Origin of the sequence: Citrobacter sp. CK194 (assembly GCF_030333395.1) — a bacterium.
GTDB classification, from domain to species: domain Bacteria; phylum Pseudomonadota; class Gammaproteobacteria; order Enterobacterales; family Enterobacteriaceae; genus Citrobacter_B; species Citrobacter_B koseri.
Genome location: NZ_JAOWGA010000019.1, coordinates 946822 through 968202, shown reverse-complemented (window position 1 = coordinate 968202; position 21381 = coordinate 946822). Strand labels below are relative to the sequence as shown.

The 21381-nt window shown below is 56.4% G+C and carries 15 protein-coding genes; 10 read left to right on the top strand and 5 right to left on the bottom strand.

Annotated features, from left to right (window positions below; translation table 11 throughout):
* The first annotated feature begins 48 nt into the window (after positions 1 to 48).
* Genes OGX80_RS20645 through OGX80_RS20620 form a run of 6 tightly spaced genes read left to right on the top strand, consistent with a single transcriptional unit; the run spans position 49 to position 4972 of the window.
* Positions 49 to 1113 carry a FecCD family ABC transporter permease gene (locus tag OGX80_RS20645; protein ID WP_024130289.1) on the top strand — a complete coding sequence of 355 codons (1065 nt, stop codon included), beginning with the start codon at positions 49 to 51 and terminating at the stop codon, positions 1111 to 1113.
* Positions 1110 to 1931, top strand: a complete 822-nt coding sequence (locus OGX80_RS20640) for an ABC transporter ATP-binding protein (protein WP_115181578.1) — start codon at positions 1110 to 1112, stop codon at positions 1929 to 1931. Before OGX80_RS20645 ends, OGX80_RS20640 begins: the two co-directional genes overlap by 4 nt.
* 18 nt (positions 1932 to 1949) lie before the next feature.
* A complete protein-coding gene (locus OGX80_RS20635) occupies positions 1950 to 2390 on the top strand; it encodes a pseudoazurin (RefSeq protein ID WP_012132148.1) in 441 nt (146 codons plus the stop codon).
* A 32-nt stretch (positions 2391 to 2422) separates the two neighbouring features.
* Positions 2423 to 2974 carry a ubiquinol-cytochrome c reductase iron-sulfur subunit gene (petA, locus tag OGX80_RS20630; RefSeq protein WP_115181577.1) on the top strand — a complete coding sequence of 184 codons (552 nt, stop codon included), beginning with the start codon at positions 2423 to 2425 and terminating at the stop codon, positions 2972 to 2974.
* A 1-nt stretch (position 2975) separates the two neighbouring features.
* Positions 2976 to 4148, top strand: a complete 1173-nt coding sequence (locus OGX80_RS20625) for a cytochrome b (protein ID WP_047463409.1) — start codon at positions 2976 to 2978, stop codon at positions 4146 to 4148.
* 5 nt (positions 4149 to 4153) lie between these two features.
* Positions 4154 to 4972: a cytochrome c1 gene (locus OGX80_RS20620; RefSeq protein ID WP_115181576.1), complete on the top strand. Its 819-nt coding sequence runs from the start codon at positions 4154 to 4156 to the stop codon at positions 4970 to 4972.
* Between the two features lie 51 nt (positions 4973 to 5023).
* Here OGX80_RS20620 and ychH read toward each other — a convergent pair whose 3' ends face one another.
* Complete coding sequence (gene ychH / locus OGX80_RS20615) at positions 5024 to 5302, bottom strand: stress-induced protein YchH (RefSeq protein ID WP_012132144.1); 279 nt, start codon at positions 5300 to 5302, stop codon at positions 5024 to 5026.
* A gap of 275 nt (positions 5303 to 5577) precedes the next feature.
* On the opposite strand from ychH, the gene pth reads away from it, so the two are divergent.
* Entirely contained in the window at positions 5578 to 6162 is a 585-nt protein-coding gene (pth, locus tag OGX80_RS20610; RefSeq protein WP_012132143.1) for an aminoacyl-tRNA hydrolase, read from the top strand.
* A 116-nt stretch (positions 6163 to 6278) separates the two neighbouring features.
* Complete coding sequence (gene ychF / locus OGX80_RS20605) at positions 6279 to 7370, top strand: redox-regulated ATPase YchF (RefSeq protein WP_012132142.1); 1092 nt, start codon at positions 6279 to 6281, stop codon at positions 7368 to 7370.
* A gap of 94 nt (positions 7371 to 7464) precedes the next feature.
* Here the strand turns inward: ychF and ybtS are convergent, their stop codons facing one another.
* The 4 genes from ybtS to ybtP are packed head-to-tail and all read right to left on the bottom strand — an operon-like array spanning position 7465 to position 13583.
* Positions 7465 to 8781 carry a yersiniabactin biosynthesis salicylate synthase Irp9/YbtS gene (ybtS, locus tag OGX80_RS20600; protein WP_115181575.1) on the bottom strand — a complete coding sequence of 439 codons (1317 nt, stop codon included), beginning with the start codon at positions 8779 to 8781 and terminating at the stop codon, positions 7465 to 7467.
* Between the two features lie 27 nt (positions 8782 to 8808).
* Positions 8809 to 10089, bottom strand: a complete 1281-nt coding sequence (gene ybtX / locus OGX80_RS20595; RefSeq protein ID WP_115181574.1) for a yersiniabactin-associated zinc MFS transporter YbtX — start codon at positions 10087 to 10089, stop codon at positions 8809 to 8811.
* Positions 10082 to 11884: a yersiniabactin ABC transporter ATP-binding/permease protein YbtQ gene (gene ybtQ / locus OGX80_RS20590; protein WP_115181573.1), complete on the bottom strand. Its 1803-nt coding sequence runs from the start codon at positions 11882 to 11884 to the stop codon at positions 10082 to 10084. The genes ybtX and ybtQ overlap by 8 nt, the downstream gene beginning before the upstream one ends.
* Positions 11871 to 13583: a yersiniabactin ABC transporter ATP-binding/permease protein YbtP gene (gene ybtP, locus OGX80_RS20585; RefSeq protein ID WP_181899084.1), complete on the bottom strand. Its 1713-nt coding sequence runs from the start codon at positions 13581 to 13583 to the stop codon at positions 11871 to 11873. Before ybtP ends, ybtQ begins: the two co-directional genes overlap by 14 nt.
* Before the next feature lie 457 nt (positions 13584 to 14040).
* Here ybtP and ybtA point away from each other — a divergent pair, with 457 nt between their 5' ends.
* Together ybtA and irp2 are read left to right on the top strand one after the other, a co-directional pair.
* Complete coding sequence (ybtA, locus tag OGX80_RS20580; protein WP_047051938.1) at positions 14041 to 15000, top strand: yersiniabactin transcriptional regulator YbtA; 960 nt, start codon at positions 14041 to 14043, stop codon at positions 14998 to 15000.
* A gap of 195 nt (positions 15001 to 15195) precedes the next feature.
* Complete coding sequence (gene irp2 / locus OGX80_RS20575; protein ID WP_286471415.1) at positions 15196 to 21303, top strand: yersiniabactin non-ribosomal peptide synthetase HMWP2; 6108 nt, start codon at positions 15196 to 15198, stop codon at positions 21301 to 21303.
* The last annotated feature ends 78 nt before the right edge of the window (positions 21304 to 21381 follow it).

Sequence of the window (21381 nt, the reverse complement as noted above, 5' to 3'; positions counted from 1 at the left end):
TCTTACCGGGCATAGCGCGCCTCTGGTATTCAGGATTGCAGGTAGATGATGAGCGAAACTCGCAGGACGCGTCGCGCTGTCGGCCAGTTAACGATAAGAATCGGGGGACACGCCCTTTGGGTCAGCGTGCTGATGTGCTGCGTTCTACTGGCGGGGATCTCCATTGGCGAGACGTTTATCCCCTGGCAGCATGTCATCCATACGCTTTCTAACCAGTTCTTTGATACGCGCTATGCCGTTGATGCGCTGGATGCGGGCATTATCTGGAACTATCGCCTGACGCGGGCGTTGGTTTCTGCCTGTTGTGGCGCATGTCTGGCGGTTTCCGGCGTCGTATTGCAGTCATTGCTACGAAACGCGCTGGCAGAGCCTTATCTACTGGGGATCTCTGCCGGCGCCTCGACCGGCGCTGTTCTGATCGCCTTAACAGGGCTTGGCGCTGGGATCGTCAGCATGTCGCTCGGGGCTTTTATTGGGGCGTTAACGGCTTTTCTTTTCGTGGCGTTACTGGCGATCGCCGCCGGGGGGAGACAGGGAAGCGCCACCACACAAATCATCCTGGCCGGGATCGCCAGTTCACAGTTATTTAATGCCCTCACCTCACTAATCATCACTCGCTCAGCGAATGCAGAACAGGCCCGTGGGATTATGTTCTGGCTGCTGGGCAATCTGAGCGGCGTTCGCTGGCCAGATGTCGTTTTGGCCGTCCCTACCGCGCTGGTCGGTGTGGCGTTATGTTTTTGTTACGCCCGTCATCTGGATGCGTTTTCGTTTGGCGCAGAGTCCGCAGCGTCACTTGGCATCCCGGTAAAACGCACGCGCGGAGTCCTGATTGCCGCCGTTACCGGGATGACGGCAATTATGGTCTCCATTGTCGGGGCGATTGGTTTTGTTGGCCTGGTGATCCCTCATGCCGCCCGCCTGCTGGTGGGTAATCAACACCATCGATTGCTGCCGGTCAGCGCCATGATCGGCGCCATTTTTCTCATTATCGCCGACGTAATCTCCAGGACATTACTTCCCGGGCAGGTGTTACCCATCGGGGTGATTACGGCGCTTGTAGGCGCACCTGCGTTTTCCATCATTTTGATCAGAGGAAACCAGACAAAATGACGGTAAATTCTGCTCTCACCGCTCCACGCTATCCTTCTGCAACAGTCCGAAGCCTGGTGCAGGCGCAGCAACTGCACTGGGAAGTAAAAGGCAAAGCCATCGTCAGCGACGTCTCTTTTCACGTCGCACCCGGTGAGTTTGTCGGCATTATCGGCCCCAATGGCTCAGGCAAAACATCACTGATCTCATTGCTTGCCGGTTTACTGAAACCCTCGTCAGGCAGCGTAACGCTGGAGAATAAAAATATCCGCCATTACTCGCGCCGCCATTTAGCGCAAAAAGTGGCGCTGGTGGAACAACAAGCGGAAACCAGTGAACGTCTCACCGCATTGCAGGCTGTCTCTCTGGGGCGCACCCCGTGGTTGAGTCTGCTCTCGCCCTGGTCTAAACAAGATGACGATATTGTCCAGACCATGCTGGAGAAGGTAGATCTACAGCGCGTACAAAATCGCTGCTGGAATACCTTTTCTGGCGGGGAAAAACAGCGTCTGCATATCGCCCGGGCCCTGGCGCAGCAACCGAAAGTGCTGCTGATGGATGAACCCACGAACCATCTCGACATTCAACATCAGATAGGTCTGCTTAATCTGGTGAAACGCCAGAAGCTCACCGTCATTGCGGCTCTGCACGACCTGAACCATGCCGCCATGTTCTGCGACCGCATTCTCGTAATGAAAGCGGGTCAACTGGCAATGCAGGGCAGCCCTGCAACCATTTTTACGCCTGAAAACCTCAGCCAGTGGTTTGGCATTAATGCCATCGTTGAGCAGGCGCCGGATGGATTGAGCTGCTTCATCCGCTACCAACGACCGGAATAAACACCTAAGGGAGAACCCATGAAATTGATTAAGCAAAGCCTGAGCATGTTATGTCTGTTAGCGCTGACCACCACGGCTTTCGCTCAGACCCACGAAGTGCTGATGAAAAACAGAGGCGCGGGCGGCCCGATGGTATATGAACCGGATTATCTGGCGATTCAGCCAGGCGACACCGTGAAGTTTATTCGCAAGCATAAGAGCCATAACGCTGCGTCAATCGCAGAGCTTTCGCCAGCAGGCTACCCCGGATTTGTCGGCAAGATTGATGAGGAAATAGAGGTCAAGTACGACAAACCTGGATTTTACGGTATTAAATGCACCCCGCATTACGCGCAAGGGATGGTGATGCTCATTAAAGTGGGTGATGCAACCCTGCCTGACAGCTATCGAACCTTTAAGGCGCCGGGGATCGCGGATAAGCGTTTCCAGGACATTTATACACGCATTGAGAAACAGTAATCCAGATACGCGAAAATGGTGAGGGGCGCACGGTGGCGGATAAAAAACAGAGCAATGAAGACGTTCAGGTACAGCGGCGAGAATGCCTGTGTAAACTCACAAAATTTGTCGGGGCTGCGGGTGTCACCGCCGCCGTCTGGCCGCTCATCTCCGCACTGGGGCCGGATGATAAAACCGTAGCGGAAAACGAACCTGTCGATGTCTCTCTCGCCGGGGTTGCCGTCGGCCAGACGGTGAAAAGGGTCTGGCAGGGAAAGCTTATCCTTATTCATCACCGTACCCCGGAGGAAATTCGCTCAGCGCAGCAGGCGGACGTCCATCATTTTATCGATCCGCAGGCTGACGGCGAACGTATCAAGACAGAGTATCCGCAGTGGCTGGTCATTCAAGGTTACTGCCCCCACGCAGGCTGTGTGCCCAATGCCAAACCCGGTGGGCAAGGCTGGATATGCCCTTGTCATGGCTCGGAGTTTGACACTTCAGGGCGCGTCACGCGGGGGCCCGCTACGGCGAACCTCGCAATCCCCGATTACGCGTTTCATCCCGATGGCCTGACTGTGCGTATTGGCGCGAAGGAAGTCTGAAATGGCGGCAGAACATCTATCCGTACCCCGACGAGAACGAGTGTGGCGTATTCCCTTCCCTCGTACGGTCGCAGGCGTCTGGGTTTTTGCCGTCGGGATCATTCTGCTGGTGATGCTCGGAGTACAAATCCTTTCTGGTCTCGTTCTGGCGATGTTTTATGTACCCACGGAAGGGCTGGCCTTTGATTCAATCATTCATATTATGCGATCCGTGAGACACGGCGAACTGGTGCGCAACGCGCATTCTATTGGCGCATCGCTATTTTTCTTCGCCTGTTACCTGCACATCTTCCGCGCCATGTATTACAACGTGTACCGAAAGCCCTATCTCAAAATGTGGATGATAAGCGTGACGTTATACGTGTTACTGATGATCACCGCATTTCTGGGATATAGCCTGATTTGGGGGCAAAAGAGCTACTGGGCCGCTACCGTTATTACCGGATTCACTCGTGCGATCCCGTGGGTGGGAGATACGTTGTATTCGTTTTTAGTCGGCGGGTATGCTCCAGGAACACCCACATTAGGCCGGTTTTATGTGCTTCATTTTATTATCCCCTTCGTCATTGTCGGGGGAACGATATGGCATATCCGCACCGTGCAGTCCGCATTTGCGCAGGCAATGAAAAAGACATTTACGCAGAGCGAGTCCCGGAAACTGTTTTTCGATTATAAAATCACCGACAGTGATGCCATCAAGCTCACTCTTTTCATGATGCTGTTCGCCTGGTTTTTATTCTTTGCCCCGCACTATCTCAGCAGCGCCGATAATTTTATCCCGGCAGATCCCACCGTAACGCCCGCTGTCGTGGCGCCTGAGTGGTATTTTTTGCCGTTCTTTTCCATTTTGCGCTGCTTCCCAAACGAACTTCTCGGGATAGTCGCCATGTGTGCTTCAGTGCTGATTTTTTATTTTCTCCCCTGGCTCGACACTTCACGCGCCCGCTTTCGCAATTACAGCAAACTCGTTAAATGTGGTTTTTGGCTCTGGGTTGCTAATGCATTCTTTTTAGGATGGCTGGGTTCAAAAGCGCTGGTCGGTCCCGACCTGCCTGACGGTTTCAGTAATGAAGAGGGCTGGATACGCGCGGCATCGCAACTTTCAACGCTGGTTTACTTCGGATGGTTTGTCATCGTACTGCCCTGCCGACGTTTTCTGGAAAAGCAGGATTAACCGCCATGAAGGGATTAGTGAGATATAGCGTTTTATGGCTGTGCATTCTGGGCGCCAGCGCTGTCTGTGCGCAAGAGACGCCACCTCGCCAGGCGTGGAGTTTTAGCGGCATAACGGGCCACTATGATAAAGAACAACTGCGGCGCGGTTTACAGGTCTACGAAGAGAAATGCCGCGCCTGCCACGGGATGGTTCATCTTAATTTTCGCACCCTGACAAAGCCAGGCGGACCCGAACTCTCGCTCACAGAGGCAAAGCGTCTTGCCAGCGGCTACGTCTTTCCCGACATTCAGGATGATGGTCAAACCGGCGAGCGGGAAGGCAATCTCAATGATACGTTTGTCTCTCCCTACCTTAACGATCAGGAAGCAAGATATCTCAATAATGGCGCCCTTCCCGTCGATTTAACCTATATCGTTCGCGCCAGAACGTACGACCGGGGGTTCCCGCAATTTCTGTTCGATGCCTTCTTGCCCTATACCGATCAGGGGGCGGATTACGTCTATGCCTTGTTGACCGGTTATCTGCCTGACGACCCGGAAATGAAGGCAAACCGATACGCTCCCGGCGGCATAATTAACATGCCGAAACCGTTGTCTGATGGGGAGATCAACTGGTCAGAAAAGGACGATATACCAGAAACCGAAGAGCAGTACGCGCGAGACGTTACGGCTTTTCTGACATGGGCTGCCGATCCGGCGCTTGAACAGCGAAAGCATCAGGGCCATTACGTAATGAGTTATCTGGCCATTATGCTGGCATTGCTGCTGATTTTGCGCCGATTAAAGAGACGCTCGTCAGAAAAAACGAGTGAGAATGGTTAAGACAATGACCAGTCAGTCCAACGCTGACTGGTCTTAAACCGACGCGATACCTTAGCTGTGACGGCGATTGTCGTTACGGCGGCAGCGTTTGTCGTAGTGGCGAACCCACCAGTAACGATCGCTCACCTGCTCATGCCCACCTACGCGGGCGCCTGCCAGCCAGAGAATGGCACCGACAAAGATGCTCAGCACCGCACCATGTGCAAAAAATTGTGGCAGGTTAAACTGCGGTAACTGGTTTAAAATAGAATAACCAACACCAACCACCATGACCACTAACCCCAACCCCATGAGCACGTTACCGAGTAACGAAGCGTTTTTGCGTTTCATATGTCACCTCCGGAACTTTTGGGTTGTTTCAGGGAATACCCCTAATCCTTATGTGTAAAGTATAGACAACACTGTGCTTTATGAGTGCGTGGGCGATCACAATTACAACCTGTTATTCAACAAAACTTTACAAATAACCCTCTGAACAGCTTGACTTTCCAATAGTTCAAACAGGCAATTATTCAGCTTCCGGCGCAATCTACGCTGTTTTTTGTCAAGCGCGGCCGCAGACAGTAAACTACGCGCCAGTTATGGACACACTCAGGACAAAAAACGTGACGATTAAATTGATTGTCGGCCTGGCGAACCCCGGCGCAGAATACGCGGCGACACGCCACAATGCGGGCGCATGGTACGTCGATTTACTGGCAGAGCGACTACGCGCGCCTCTGCGTGAAGAGCCGAAATTCTTCGGTTACACCTCCAGAGTGACCCTCGAAGGGGAAGATGTTCGCCTGCTAGTACCGACCACGTTTATGAATCTGAGCGGTAAAGCCGTCGGCGCGATGGCCAGTTTTTACCGCATCATGCCTGATGAGATTCTGGTTGCCCACGACGAACTGGATCTCCCCCCTGGCGTCGCGAAATTTAAGTTAGGCGGCGGACACGGTGGTCATAATGGCCTGAAAGACATCATCAACAAACTGGGTAATAACCCTAACTTTCATCGCTTACGTGTCGGAATTGGTCATCCGGGCGATAAAAATAAAGTTGTCGGTTTTGTTCTGGGTAAACCGCCGGTGTCGGAACAAAAGTTAATTGACGACGCCATTGACGAAGCGGCACGTTGTACTGAAGTCTGGTTCAAAGAAGGGTTAACCAAAGCGACGAACCGATTACATGCCTTTAAAGCACAATAAGCAGTGATGTGCGGCATTTTTGCCGTGCGCTGTGTATAATAGGCAAAGTTGTTTACTTTTCTACAATCTGTTTTCTACAACAGGTTGATTATCAAGATATTAAGGTGATTTAAATCATGGGATTCAAATGCGGTATCGTTGGTTTGCCCAACGTCGGGAAATCCACCCTGTTCAACGCCCTGACTAAAGCCGGTATTGAAGCGGCAAACTTCCCGTTCTGCACCATCGAGCCAAATACCGGTGTAGTGCCGATGCCCGATCCGCGTCTGGACAAACTGGCTGAGATTGTCAAGCCGCAGCGCATTCTCCCTACCACCATGGAGTTCGTCGACATTGCCGGTCTGGTAAAAGGCGCGTCGAAAGGCGAAGGCCTGGGTAACCAGTTCCTGACAAACATCCGTGAAACCGAAGCGATTGGTCACGTAGTACGCTGCTTTGAAAACGACAACATCATCCACGTTGCGGGGAAAGTAAACCCGGCGGAAGATATTGACGTTATCAACACCGAGCTGGCGCTGTCCGACCTTGATACCTGTGAACGCGCCATTCACCGCGTGCAGAAGAAAGCCAAAGGCGGCGATAAAGACGCGAAAGCTGAGCTGGCCGCGCTGGAAAAATGTCTGCCGCACCTGGAAAACGCCGGCATGCTGCGCTCACTGGATCTGACAGACGAAGATAAAGCGGCGATCCGCTATCTGAGCTTCCTGACGCTGAAGCCGACCATGTATATCGCTAACGTCAACGAAGATGGCTTCGAAAATAACCCGTACCTGGATCAGGTTCGCGCCATTGCCGATGCAGAAGGCTCTGTCGTGGTTCCGGTTTGTGCCGCTATCGAGGCCGACATCGCAGAACTCGACGATGCTGACCGTGACGAGTTTATGGCTGAGCTGGGTATTGAAGAACCGGGTCTCAACCGCGTTATTCGCGCTGGCTACAAGCTGCTGAATCTGCAAACTTATTTTACCGCTGGTGTGAAAGAAGTACGCGCGTGGACGATTCCTGTCGGCGCAACCGCACCGCAGGCTGCGGGTAAAATTCACACCGATTTTGAGAAAGGCTTTATTCGTGCGCAGACCATCGCTTTCGACGACTTCATCACGTACAAAGGTGAACAAGGCGCGAAAGAAGCCGGTAAGATGCGTGCGGAAGGCAAAGACTACATCGTTAAAGACGGCGATGTGATGAACTTCTTGTTCAACGTCTAATAAAATTTGTTGTCTTATGAGGTTTCAATAAACCTCGTAAAGTCCACAAAAACCCATAAAATCCACGCAATTGCGTGGATTTTTTTTCGCTCCGTTACCCCTGCTCTGCCGCTATTAAATAGGGCGCAATGCTCGCTAATTTCTCCCGGGTTTCTGTCAGTTCTCGTTCCGGCGTAGATTGCGCGATGATTCCCGCCCCCGCCTGTATCCAGCTGCGCTGGCTGTCCTGAAATACGGAACGCAGGACTAGCGCAGCATCAAAGCGCGTATCGTCCAGCAGCAGGATTGCGCCGGAATAAAGCTCTCGCGGCGTCTTCTCAATTTGCATAATCGCGTTCAGGGCAGCGTTTTTAGGGATACCTGAGGCGGTAATCGACGGAAACAGCACGGTAAACGCATCCCAGGCATCCTTGTTTTCCGCAAGCTGACCGCTCACGCCAGACCCCAGATGCTGAACGCTGCCGCGCTGGCGAACCGACATTAAATCTTCAACCACCACGCTGCCCGGCTGGCAAACGGCCTCCAGTTCAGCAATAGCTTCTTTGACAGAAAGGATATGCTCAAGCACCTCTTTACTGTCGTGCAGCAGTTCTGCCTCTTTCGCCTTATTATGCTCCGGGTTTCCCATGCGATCGCGGGTGCCCGCAAGCGGTTCAGTGACCACTTTATTGCCCGTCACTGACATCACCAGTTCCGGGCTAAAGCCCAGCGCTTCGCGTCCTTCCTGACGGAACATAAACGACCGCACTGGCGTGTTTGCCTGCCGCCCGTATAACAGCGTGGCGGGCATATCAATCCGCGATGGCAGGTGAATGGCGCGCGAGACAATCACTTTGACATACTCACCACGGCGGATCTCCGCAACGGCGCGTGCAACCTGTTGTTTATACGCCTCACCATTGAGGGCGGTATCCACCGCCAGTGGTGCGTTCTGCGTCGTTGTACCGGCCTCTTTTACCCACTCGCACAAACGTCGGCACCCGTCGGCGGAGTCCGCATAAACGGTGACATTTCCCTTTTCAAAAATAAGTTCTTCACGGGGAACGGTTAACGTCAGCAGCGGCCACTCCCCGGCGTTAAAGGCAATCCCCCGCGCATGCGCCGCAAAGTTGAACCCAACCTGTCCATAAACCCGACGTCCTTTCACCTGAGGATGTGCCATAAAACGACGTGCGCAGTCGGCAATGGAATCCACCGCCCATTTTTGCTCCCCGGCATCATCAATAAATGTCGCCTGCGTTCCGTCGGCATTAATGTGCAACCGTGCCTGGCACCCTTTGCCTAAATACCAACAGGGTTGGCGCTCATAGACATAACACTCTTCTTCTGCGAACTGGCGTAAGACGCCAGAAATCGTCGGTAGCCATTGTTCCTCTGGTAACGCCAGGTGTAGAAATTCACTGATTTTCATCCCTTACCTCTCTGTGTTATTCCCGGATCAATCAATTGCGCTGGTCATCAGTTCTCTTGCCGAATGCAGCCGGATATAAGCAACCCACGCCGCCAGCAACGTGAATGCTCCGGCAAACAGGAAGCAGGCAGCATAGCCAAAATGTTGAGCAACAACGCCACCGATAACGCCTGCCAGAATGGCGATTGCCGCGTCAGTACATTGAAAGAGGGTGAAGTCGACACCGGCCTGCAAAGGCGATGAAAGCGACATCAGCGTGGCGTAAAGACAGACCAGCGCGCAGGCCAGCGAAATGGACTGGACAATGACCAGACACTGGAGAATCGGCAGCAGCAGATGACCCGGCGCCATCATGAGCGTCATCACCACCGCCAGCAGCGCGATCCCCTGGACGCCATAAGCCGTCAACAGCGCTCTGCCGGGTGAGGTGTATTTCATCAGCAATCCGCCGGCCAGCGTTCCTGCTATGCCCGCTGCAATATTGCCGCCGCTAAACAGCGCGCCCAACGCGGACATGCTTAACCCATGATCCAACAACAGCGGCGCCAGAAGAGGCAGCACAAACCGCATGCCTGAATTCAGCATCAATACCAGCAGTAAGCCCAGGCGCGCCTGTTTCCTCCTTAGCGCATAACCTAATGCCGGAACATGCGGGATAGTCGCTGTTCGCGTCGGCTCCGTAATGCGCCACAGCGGGAATGACAGCGCCATAATCAGCACCGCCATCATCAGCATGGCGACAGGCCAGCCGGATGCTGCCGACAGCATCAGAAACACCCCGCCGCCGCACATCATTCCCAGATAGCTGCCGCCGACCTGCACGCTGTTTCCCCAGCCGTAACCCGCGCGGGTCAGTTGATCGACGCAAAAGCCGTCGCTGGCGATATCAATGGTGGAGGCGACCGTGCCTGCCACCATAAACAGAACAAATAACGCGACGATTTGCGTATCAGGAAATCCCCCTTCTTGCCCAAACCAGCCAATCGCTGCGGCAATAGTCAGGATCGCCGCTAGCGCGACCTGACCACGCAGGATTAACATGCGGGAACGGCGTTCCTGGCTACCGGGCGGAAGCCGCCAGCGCTCGATCCACGGCGCCCAAATAAACTTCAGCGCCCAGGGCAGCATGAACAGGGTTGTCGCACCGGCAAGCGCCAGCGAACCGCCAGCAGCGCGCACCAGCGCGGGTAAGGACTGCATAGACAGCGCCGATACCAGGCTCTGCGTCACATAGACGCCGGCAATAGCAAAAATCACCCGCCCGGTCGTCAACGTCAGCGGTTTCACATTCGACTGAACATCACTCATGTTCCCACACTCCAGACGCGGAAACCCCGTCGTCGCGCCACACGCGCGCGGCCATTTGCGCCTGCCACAGCGCCTGATAACGTCCATGATGAGAGAGCAATTGCGCATGAGTACCCTGCTCAACCACCTGTCCCTCTTCCATCACCAGAATGTTTCCGGCCCCGGCGATGGTGGATAAACGGTGGGCAATGATAATCACCGTCCGGTTGTGAACCAGGTTATCGATCGCTTTTTGCACCGCCAGCTCGCTTTCAATATCCAGCGCGGCGGTCGGTTCATCGAGAATGACGACCGGCGCGTTTTTCAATAACGCTCTGGCAATGGAAATCCGCTGGCGCTCGCCGCCCGATAGCTGGCCACCCATCTCCCCCATTGGCGTCAGCCAGCCTTGTGGAAGACGGGAAATAAACTCAAGGCACTGCGCCGCGCGGGCGGCCTCTTCCACCTCCTGTCGCGTCGCCTGTGGGCGCGCGATACGGATATTCGCCAGCAGCGTGTCATCAAACAGCCAGACATCCTGGAAAACAACAGAAATCAGGCTATTGAGCTGTTCCGGCGTCAGGCGGCGAATATCGACGCCGCCAATAGAAATCTGCCCTTGCTGCGGATCGGCATAGCGCATTAACAGTTTAGTGACCGTGGTTTTGCCTGCGCCGGAGGCACCCACCAGCGCGCTCATACTGGCTGCCGGGAACGTCAAAGAAACATGATTAAGCGCGTGGCCGTCGCCTTCTTCGTAGCGATAGCTGACGTTGTCAAAGCGGATATCATAACGCTCCGGCATCTCGCTTTGCGCTGCGACGGGAAGCGGTGCTATCGCCATAAACTGCTCAATCCGTTGCAGGGCGCTGGCGATCAGTTCCACAACCGAGGTGTAGCTGATAAACATCGCCATCGGTTCTGCGAAGCGCATAATCATCGCGACGGCGGCAATCAAAAAGGCGAGGTTCAGAGTGCCCGTCACCACCCAGACGATCCCGGATAACACCACCACCTGTAGGCCCAACTCCACGACGCTGGCGATCAGCATCGTCGCGCCAGCGCCCTGACGGTGAGTGCGGGTCTGTAAGTTTTCCAGCGCATTGAAATGCTCCAGCAGCGCCCGGCTTTTATCGGCATCGCTACCGCAGGTGCGCAATACCATCATCCCCTGAGCAAATTCAACGATATCGCCGCTCAGACGCTGGTGCGCTTCCCCCAGCGTCTGCATTTGTCGCCGCATCGCCGGGCGGCGCCAGTAATAAAACGGCACCAGCAGAGGGAAGATCAGCAACATCACCAGCCCCAGCCGCCAGTCTATCCACAATGTCGCCAGCGACGCCGTCAGCGGCGTGACAATGGTGAGCAGCAAAATATTGGCTATCGCGATAACATAATTGAGGTTTTCATCCACGCTGCCCAGCAGCAAGGCGTTCATTTCGCCCGCCCTGCCGCGCTGGAGCTTCTCCAGCGGCACGAGGCGTAACTGCTCGCCAAGTCGCAGGCGCAACTCATGGGTGGCCTGCGCCAGATGACCACGGTATTCAAAGCCCAGGCCATACCAGCGTAGCGCCAGCGTCACAATCGTGGCACCGCTGAAGGCCACAGCCCAGTTAAGAAGTTGCGGCGCGTCTCCCCGTAACAGCGCATCAATGATCGGATAAAGACAGGCAAAGGCGATCCCCTGCATGAATGCCGCCAGCAACAGCGCCAGCATACTGCGCCGCAGCATCCTGGCCTGACTGCCAACGCTGGAGATAAGCTGGCGCCAGATGACGCGCCAGGCCAGGTTATCCGCAGGATTATTGTCTTTCATTTTCCACCACCTCTTCCTGTGTTCCACCCGGCACCCAATGCTGCGCCTGCTGATAGTGTTGCCAGAGCCGTTGATACAGGCCGCCCTGCGCCAACAGTTGCGTATGGTTCCCCATTTCCCTGAGCTGTCCGTCGGAAAACAGCAATATCACATCGGCCTGAGTCACCATTGAGAGACGATGCGCGACCATGATGACCGTCCGGCCGCGCATGGCCGCCGCGAGCGCCTTGATAAGCGCCGCTTCGTTTTCCGGGTCAGCAAACGCCGTCGCCTCATCAAGCACCAGGATGGGGCGATCCTGCAAAATCGCCCTGGCGATAGTGATGCGCTGCCGCTGGCCGCCGGAGAGAAATACCCCACGTTCCCCGACTCGCGTGTTGTAACCTTCTGGCAGCGCGCTAATAAAATCATGGGCCTGCGCCACTCTGGCCGCCGCTATTACCGCCTCCAGCGGCGTATCCGGCGCGCCCAGACGAATGTTATTGGCTATCGTGTCGGCAAAAAGGAAGTTGTCCTGAAACACAAACGAGAGTTGCTTCATCAGGGTGTCCGTCTGCATATCGCGCAGATCCACGCCGCCAATACGGATATGGCCTTTGTCCGGGTCGGCGTAACGCAGCAGCAAGCGCGCCACGGTGCTTTTTCCGGCGCCGCTTGGCCCGACCAGCGCCACAATTTGCCCGGCAGGCACATGAAAGCTCACCTCCTGCAACGCGGCGCCAGTACGCGCTTGCGGATAATGAAAGCTCACCTGCTCAAAGGTAATGCTCGCCTCTTGCGGCTGCTGGTCAGACTGCGGCAGCGATAACTCCGGCATTGCGAGAACCTGATAAATACGCTGAATGCTTAAACGCGTTTGCGCGACCAGGTTATTGAGCATCATCATTGGCATTACGGCTTCGGCCATTCCGCTGCCCAGCAGTAAAACGGCCACCCACGCGATAAAATCGAGACTGCCATAGTGCAACAGACCGTATCCCGACCAGATCAGGACAAACAGGGTCGGGAGAGGATTCAGAATCGAGAAGGAAAAACGCGCTGAAAAACCGGCTTTGCGATACCAGGTTTTGAGCACATCGACCCACTCTTCAAGGGCGCGTTGATAGCGCAAAAAACTGGTGCTGCCGCTATCAAACGTTCTCACCACGGGCATGGCCTGCACGAACTCAATAACCGCCGCACTGACCTGCTCGCGCGCCTTATGATAACGCTGAGCCATATCTTCCGAACGCTGGCGGGCAAGCACGAGAACAACCGAGCCAAACACCAGTACCACCAGCGTCGCGATTGCCAGCCGCCAGTCCAGCCAGAACAAGATAACGATTGTCGCCAGCGGCATGATGATCGCGCGGGCATAGAGCGGCGTGCTGTCGGCCACAAAAATATGTAACGACTTCACGTCATCCAGCATCACTTTCGCCACTGACCCGCTGCCCATTTGCTGTAACACGCCAGGCGGAAGCTGCAATGCTTTACGGGCTAACCTGCTGCGCAGAATGTTCTCCAGATGAAAAGCCGCGTAATGAGAGGTGTTGAACGCCTGCAAGCGCAGAACAAAAGTTAAGACCACGCAGCCGATCACGCCGCCCAGCGGCCAGGCCGGAATAGCGTCAGGCGTCGCGCGAATGTCACGCAGGCTCCACGCCAGAAAAAGGAGCGCCCCCAGGCTGGTTAATGCCGCCAGCCCCGCCAGCGCCATAGCTAAAATAACCTTCCTGCGAACCGGTGTAATCACCTGCCAGAGAGGAAATCGGGACAGCGATTCAGTATTGGATGATTGAGATGACATGGGAGTAACTGAATTTCCTGATGAATTTTTACGGACGCCAAAAACGACAATTCAGGGTGGCGTTCTGAGAATTAATGTGAATAATAACCATTATCAATAACTCATCTACCCCATTCGGTTCTATTTATACCCTAAATAGTTCGAGTTGCAGGAAGGCGGCAAGCGAGGGAAGCCCCAGGAGCTTACAGAAGTAAGTGACTGGGGGGAGTGACAAATCTGTCTGGAACAGATTTGAACGCCGCTTGCGGCGGCCCGTAAGGGCGAGGCCCAGGGATGGGCCGAGTAACCCGTAGCCAACGCACATGCAACTTGAAATATGACGGGTATATGCCCGCATTGGTCTAAGCCACAGGGAGATAACCAGGTCATGACGGAGTCACCGCAAACGCAATCTGAAATCTCTATTCACCAGTTGGTGGTCGGGAAACCTGCAAACGATGGCAATATTCCTGCTCAGTGTGAACTGCTGCGCTGTTCGTTGCAGGAAGGTATGGATATTTTGCTCTGGAGGGGCCATTTTGCGCGGCCCGAGACGTTGCAGCTACACGACGATCTGGGCAGGATTAACTTCTCGTGCATCCTGGAAGGCACATCGCGCTTTGCGATTCAGGGACTCAGGCGCCGCACCGACTGGGAGCTTGCGCGCAATCGCCATTACATTACCCATACGCCAGACTGCCGTGGCAGCGCCTCCTATTGTGGCCGATTCGAGAGCATTACCCTCTCCTTCAGCCCTGAAACCCTCGCGCTGTGGGTGCCGGATATTAGCGCGGTCATTAAGAATAAGATCGACTCCCACTGCTGTTGCCAGCAGCAGCGTTGTAATGCTGAAACCCACTTAACGGCTCAGGCCTTGCGTCACGCGCTGATGCGCATGCACGGCGGCTTCAGCCATGAACAAAAGCCGTCGACGCTATGGTTGCAGGGGCAAAGTCTGGTCATGCTCAGTCTGGTGCTGGATGAACATCGCGAAGACGCCAGTTGCCTCTCCTGCCACTTCAACCCGATGGAACGTCAGAAACTGCTGCGGGCGAAGGATCTGCTGCTGGCTGATCTGACGCAAGCGCCGGGCGTCGCGGAGCTGGCCAGAGAGTCCGGTCTGAGCGTTCTCAAAATTAAGCGAGGCTTCCGCGTTCTGTTCAACAACAGCGTCTATGGCCTGTTTCAGGCTGAACGAATGCAGGAAGCCAGAAGACGCCTGGCCAACGGCAATACTTCCGTCATGACGGTGGCGGCCGATCTGGGCTATGCCAACGCCAGCCATTTCTCTGCCGCCTTCCAGAAACAGTTTGGCGTAACCCCTTCGACCTTTAAACGCGTGATGTAACCGGGGTCGCCCCCCCCCCCCCTAAATTCCTCCCTGACAGAGGCCCGGATACCCCATCCGGGCCTCTGTTCTTTCCGCCTGTTACCAACCCGAAACGGGCATAAATAAACCCGTTTCGGGTAGCATCCAATTGTTAATAATTATTATTCTCATGTGAGCAATGCTTTTCGGTAAGACGTGCCATCAGGAGGAAGAATGATTTCTGGCGCACCATCTCAGGATTCGCTGTTACCGGACAACCGCCACGCGGCTGATTACCAACAATTACGCGAGCGGCTTATACAGGAACTGAATTTAACGCCGCAGCAGTTACATGAAGAGAGCAATCTGATCCAGGCCGGCCTGGATTCAATAAGATTGATGAGATGGTTACACTGGTTTCGTAAAAATGGCTACCGCCTTACCCTTCGCGAGCTGTATGCCGCCCCCACGCTGGCGGCATGGAACCAGTTAATGCTCAGCCGGTCGCCGGAGAACGCGGAAGAAGAAACGCCGCCCGACGAATCATCCTGGCCGAACATGACCGAAAGTACCCCCTTCCCATTGACGCCGGTACAGCACGCCTACCTGACGGGCCGCATGCCGGGGCAGACGCTTGGCGGCGTGGGTTGCCACCTGTATCAGGAGTTTGAAGGCCATTGTCTGACGGCGTCGCAGCTGGAGCAGGCCATCACGACCTTGCTGCAACGCCACCCAATGCTGCATATCGCCTTTCGCCCCGACGGGCAGCAGGTCTGGCTACCGCAACCTTACTGGAACGGCGTCACCGTTCATGATTTACGCCATAACGACGCTGAAAGCCGCCAGGCCTATCTGGACGCACTGCGCCAGCGCCTGAGCCACCGTCTTTTACGCGTGGAGATCGGCGAAACGTTTGATTTTCAGCTGACGCTCTTGCCGGACAATCGCCACCGCCTCCATGTCAATATTGACCTGCTGATTATGGATGCCTCCAGCTTTACGCTTTTCTTCGATGAGCTTAACGCCCTGCTGGCCGGAGAATCGCTGCCGGCTATCGACACCCGCTATGATTTCCGTTCGTATTTGCTGCACCAGCAGAAGATCAATCAACCACTGAGAGACGACGCGCGCGCTTACTGGCTGGCGAAAGCATCGACGCTTCCCCCCGCGCCCGTCTTGCCGCTGGCCTGCGAACCCGCCACGCTACGTGAAGTCCGTAATACCCGGCGCCGCATGATTGTCCCGGCAACACGCTGGCACGCCTTTAGCAACCGGGCCGGCGAGTATGGCGTGACGCCGACAATGGCGCTGGCGACCTGTTTTTCTGCCGTGCTGGCTCGCTGGGGCGGCCTGACGCGTCTGCTGCTTAACATCACCTTATTCGACCGCCAGCCGCTGCACCCGGCGGTTGGCGCAATGCTTGCCGACTTCACCAACATTCTTCTGCTGGATACCGCCTGCGATGGCGATACCGTCAGCAACCTGGCGCGTAAAAACCAGCTCACGTTTACGGAGGACTGGGAGCATCGCCACTGGTCCGGCGTCGAGCTACTCCGTGAACTCAAACGCCAGCAGCGCTACCCCCACGGCGCCCCGGTGGTATTTACCAGCAATCTGGGGCGTTCCCTCTACAGCAGCCGCGCAGAATCGCCGTTGGGCGAGCCGGAATGGGGCATCTCGCAAACGCCGCAGGTCTGGATAGATCATCTGGCGTTCGAGCATCACGGCGAGGTCTGGCTGCAATGGGACAGCAACGACGCGCTGTTCCCTCCGGCGTTAGTCGAAACATTGTTCGACGCCTACTGCCAGTTGATTAACCAACTCTGCGATGACGAAAGCGCCTGGCAAAAGCCGTTCGCAGATATGATGCCCGCCAGCCAGCGCGCGATACGCGAACGGGTCAACGCCACCGGCGCCCCCATTCCCGAAGGTTTGCTGCATGAAGGCATTTTCCGTATCGCTCTGCAACAGCCGCAGGCGCTGGCGGTAACGGACATGCGTTATCAGTGGAATTATCATGAGCTGACAGACTATGCCCGCCGTTGCGCAGGCAGGTTAATCGAGTGCGGGGTTCAGCCCGGCGATAATGTGGCTATCACGATGTCGAAAGGCGCAGGACAACTTGTTGCGGTTCTGGCCGTCCTGCTGACCGGGGCGGTTTACGTTCCGGTTTCGCTGGACCAGCCTGCCGCACGGCGCGAGAAAATCTACGCTGACGCCAGCGTCCGGCTGGTGCTCATTTGCCAGCACGACGCCAGCGCCTGGTCAGACGATATTCCCGTCCTTGCCTGGCAGCAGGCCATTGAGGCGGAGCCGATCGCCAACCCGGTGGTACGCGACCCCACGCAGCCGGCCTACATTATCTACACCTCCGGCTCTACCGGCACGCCGAAAGGGGTAGTCATTTCTCACCGGGGAGCGCTCAACACCTGTTGCGATATCAATACCCGCTATCAGGTTGGCCCGCATGACAGGGTGCTGGCCCTCTCCGCCCTGCATTTTGATTTATCGGTTTACGACATTTTTGGCGTACTGCGCGCGGGCGGCGCGCTGGTGATGGTGATGGAAAATCAACGGCGCGATCCTCACGCATGGTGTGAGCTGATCCAGCGCCATCAGGTCACGCTCTGGAACAGCGTCCCGGCGCTGTTCGATATGCTGCTGACCTGGTGTGAAGGTTTCGCCGACGCCACGCCGGAAAACCTGCGCGCAGTGATGCTTTCCGGCGACTGGATCGGGCTTGACCTCCCCGCCCGTTATCGGGCCTTCCGTCCACAAGGACAATTTATCGCGATGGGCGGCGCCACCGAGGCGTCTATCTGGTCTAACGCCTGCGAAATTCACGACGTCCCCGCCCACTGGCGTTCCATCCCTTACGGTTTTCCGCTAACCAACCAACGCTACCGGGTGGTGGATGAACGGGGCCGGGACTGCCCTGACTGGGTGCCGGGTGAATTATGGATTGGCGGCATCGGGGTCGCGGAAGGCTATTTCAACGATCCCCTGCGCAGCGAGCAGCAATTTTTGACGCTCCCGGACGAGCGCTGGTATCGCACCGGCGATCTCGGCTGCTACTGGCCAGATGGCACAATCGAGTTCCTCGGTCGTCGCGACAAGCAGGTCAAAGTCGGAGGATATCGCATCGAGCTGGGCGAAATCGAAAGCGCGCTCAGCCAACTGGCGGGGGTGAAACAAGCAACCGTTCTGGCGATCGGCGAAAAAGAAAAAACGCTGGCGGCATACGTTGTTCCTCAGGGCGAGGCTTTTTGCGTTACCGATCATCGGAACCCGGCACTGCCGCAGGTGTGGCACACGCTTGCGGGAACGTTGCCCTGTTGCGCCATCTCGCCAGAGATCTCCGCAGAACAGGTAGCCGATTTCCTTCAGCATCGCCTGTTAAAACTGAAGCCGGGTCACACCGCTGGCGCCGATCCTCTCCCCCTGATGAACTCACTCGCTATCCAGCCGCGCTGGCAGGCCGTGGTGGAACGCTGGTTAGCATTTCTGGTGACGCAACGGCGACTGAAGCCCGCTGCTGAAGGTTATCAGGTCTGCGCTGGTGAAGAACGCGAGGATGAACACCCGCACTTCAGCGGACATGATTTAACGTTATCGCAAATTCTTCGCGGCGCCCGCGACGAACTGTCGTTACTGAACGACGCGCAGTGGTCGCCGGAAAGCCTGGCCTTCAACCATCCGGCCAGCGCCCCGTATATTCAGGAACTGGCGACAATTTGCCAACAGCTTGCACAGCGCTTACAGCGCCCGGTACGCCTGCTTGAGGTGGGAACCCGCACTGGCCGCGCCGCAGAATCGCTGTTAGCACAGCTCAACGCCGGACAGATTGAGTATGTCGGGCTTGAGCAGAGCCAGGAGATGCTGCTGAGCGCCCGGCAGAGGCTCGCCCCCTGGCCTGGCGCTCGTCTGTCTCCCTGGAATGCAGACACGCTGGCGGCGCACGCTCACTCGGCGGACATTATCTGGCTTAATAACGCCCTGCATCGTCTGCTGCCGGAAGATCCCGGGCTCCTTGCGACATTACAACAGCTTGCCGTTCCCGGCGCGCTGCTCTACGTGATGGAGTTTCGCCAGTTAACGCCGTCCGCCTTGCTCAGCACGCTCCTGTTAACCGATGGGCAGCCGGAGGCCTTGCTGCATAACAGCGCCGACTGGGCGGCATTATTTAGCGCAGCCGCCTTCAACTGTCAGCATGGCGATGAGATCGCGGGGTTACAACGCTTCCTCGTACAATGCCCTGACAGGCAGGTGCGCCGCGATCCCCGTCAACTTCAGGCCGCCCTCGCCGGGCGTCTGCCGGGGTGGATGGTGCCGCAACGGATCGTCTTCCTCGACGCCTTACCGCTGACGGCTAACGGGAAAATTGACTATCAGGCGCTGAAGCGTCGTCATACCCCTGAAGCGGAAAACCAGGCCGAGGCGGATTTACCCCAGGGCGACATTGAAAAACAGGTTGCCGCCCTCTGGCAGCAACTCTTATCGACTGGCAATGTCACCAGAGAAACCGACTTCTTCCAGCAAGGCGGCGATAGCCTGCTGGCGACCCGTCTGACCGGGCAACTTCATCAGGCAGGTTATGAAGCGCAATTAAGCGACCTGTTTAATCATCCCCGGCTGGCGGATTTTGCCGCCACGCTGCGGAAAACCGACGTCCCGGTCGAACAACCATTCGTCCACTCCCCTGAAGATCGCTACCAGCCCTTTGCGCTTACCGACGTGCAGCAGGCTTACCTGGTGGGGCGTCAGCCAGGCTTTGCCCTGGGCGGCGTCGGCTCACATTTCTTTGTTGAATTTGAAATTGCCGATCTGGATCTCACCCGGCTGGAGACGGTCTGGAACCGATTAATCGCCCGCCACGATATGCTGCGCGCCGTTGTGCGTGATGGACAGCAACAGGTGCTCGAACAGACGCCCCCCTGGGTGATACCCGCACACACCCTCCATACGCCTGAAGAGGCGTTGCGGGTACGCGAAAAACTGGCGCATCAGGTACTCAACCCCGAAGTGTGGCCGGTATTCGATCTCCAGGTCGGATACGTGGGCGGGATGCCCGCCCGCCTGTGGCTGTGTCTGGATAACCTGTTGCTTGACGGTCTGAGCATGCAGATCCTGCTGGCGGAGCTGGAACACGGCTACCGCTACCCGCAACAGCTGCTTCCGCCGCTGCCCGTCACCTTCAGGGATTATCTGCAACAACCCTCGCTACAGTCGCCCAATCCAGATTCTCTGGCATGGTGGCAGGCGCAGCTTGATGATATTCCTCCGGCGCCTGCGTTGCCGCTGCGCTGCTTGCCTCAGGAGGTTGAAACACCGCGCTTCACCCGCCTGAACGGCGCGCTGGACAGCACGCGCTGGCATCGGCTGAAAAAACGGGCGGCTGACGCCCATCTCACCCCGTCGGCCGTGCTGTTGTCGGTGTGGTCAACGGTTCTCTCTGCATGGAGTGCGCAGCCTGAGTTCACGCTTAACCTTACGCTTTTCGACAGACGACCGCTGCACCCGCAAATCAACAAGATTCTGGGCGATTTCACCTCGCTGATGCTGCTGAGCTGGCATCCCGGCGAAAGCTGGCTGCACAGCGCGCAGTCACTACAGCAGCGGCTGAGCCAGAACCTCAACCACCGCGATGTGTCAGCCATCCGCGTGATGCGTCAACTGGCGCAACGGAAAAACGTGCCTGCCGTTCCGATGCCCGTCGTCTTTACCAGCGCGCTGGGCTTTGAGCAGGATAACTTCCTCGCCCGGCGTAATCTGCTCAAACCGGTCTGGGGCATCTCCCAGACGCCGCAGGTCTGGCTCGATCACCAGGTTTATGAATCCGAAGGCGAACTGCGCTTTAACTGGGATTTTGTCGCCGCGCTGTTTCCTGCCGGGCAGGTGGAGCGCCAGTTTGAACAGTATTGCGCATTGCTAAACCGAATGGCCGAGGATGAAAGCGGCTGGCAACTGCCGCTCGCCGCGCTGGTGCCTCCCGTTAAACACGCAGGGCAATGCGCAGAGCGCTCACCGCGCGTATGCCCTGAGCACTCTCAGCCACACATTGCGGCGGACGAGAGCACCGTCAGCCTGATTTGCGACGCCTTCCGCGAGGTGGTTGGCGAGTCTGTCACACCCGCAGAAAACTTCTTTGAGGCGGGCGCAACGTCGCTGAATCTGGTGCAACTGCACGTTTTGTTACAACGTCACGAATTTTCCACCCTGACGTTGCTTGACCTCTTCACCCACCCTTCTCCTGCTGCCCTGGCCGATTATCTGGCCGGCGTCGCCACGGTGGAGAAAACAAAACGACCTCGCCCTGTTCGCCGTCGTCAGCGGCGGATATAGCGCGAAGCAAACTGATTTTCCCCGGAACGCCATCGCGAACGCCTGGCGTTCCATTGACTTTGTGAATCTTAGGAAACG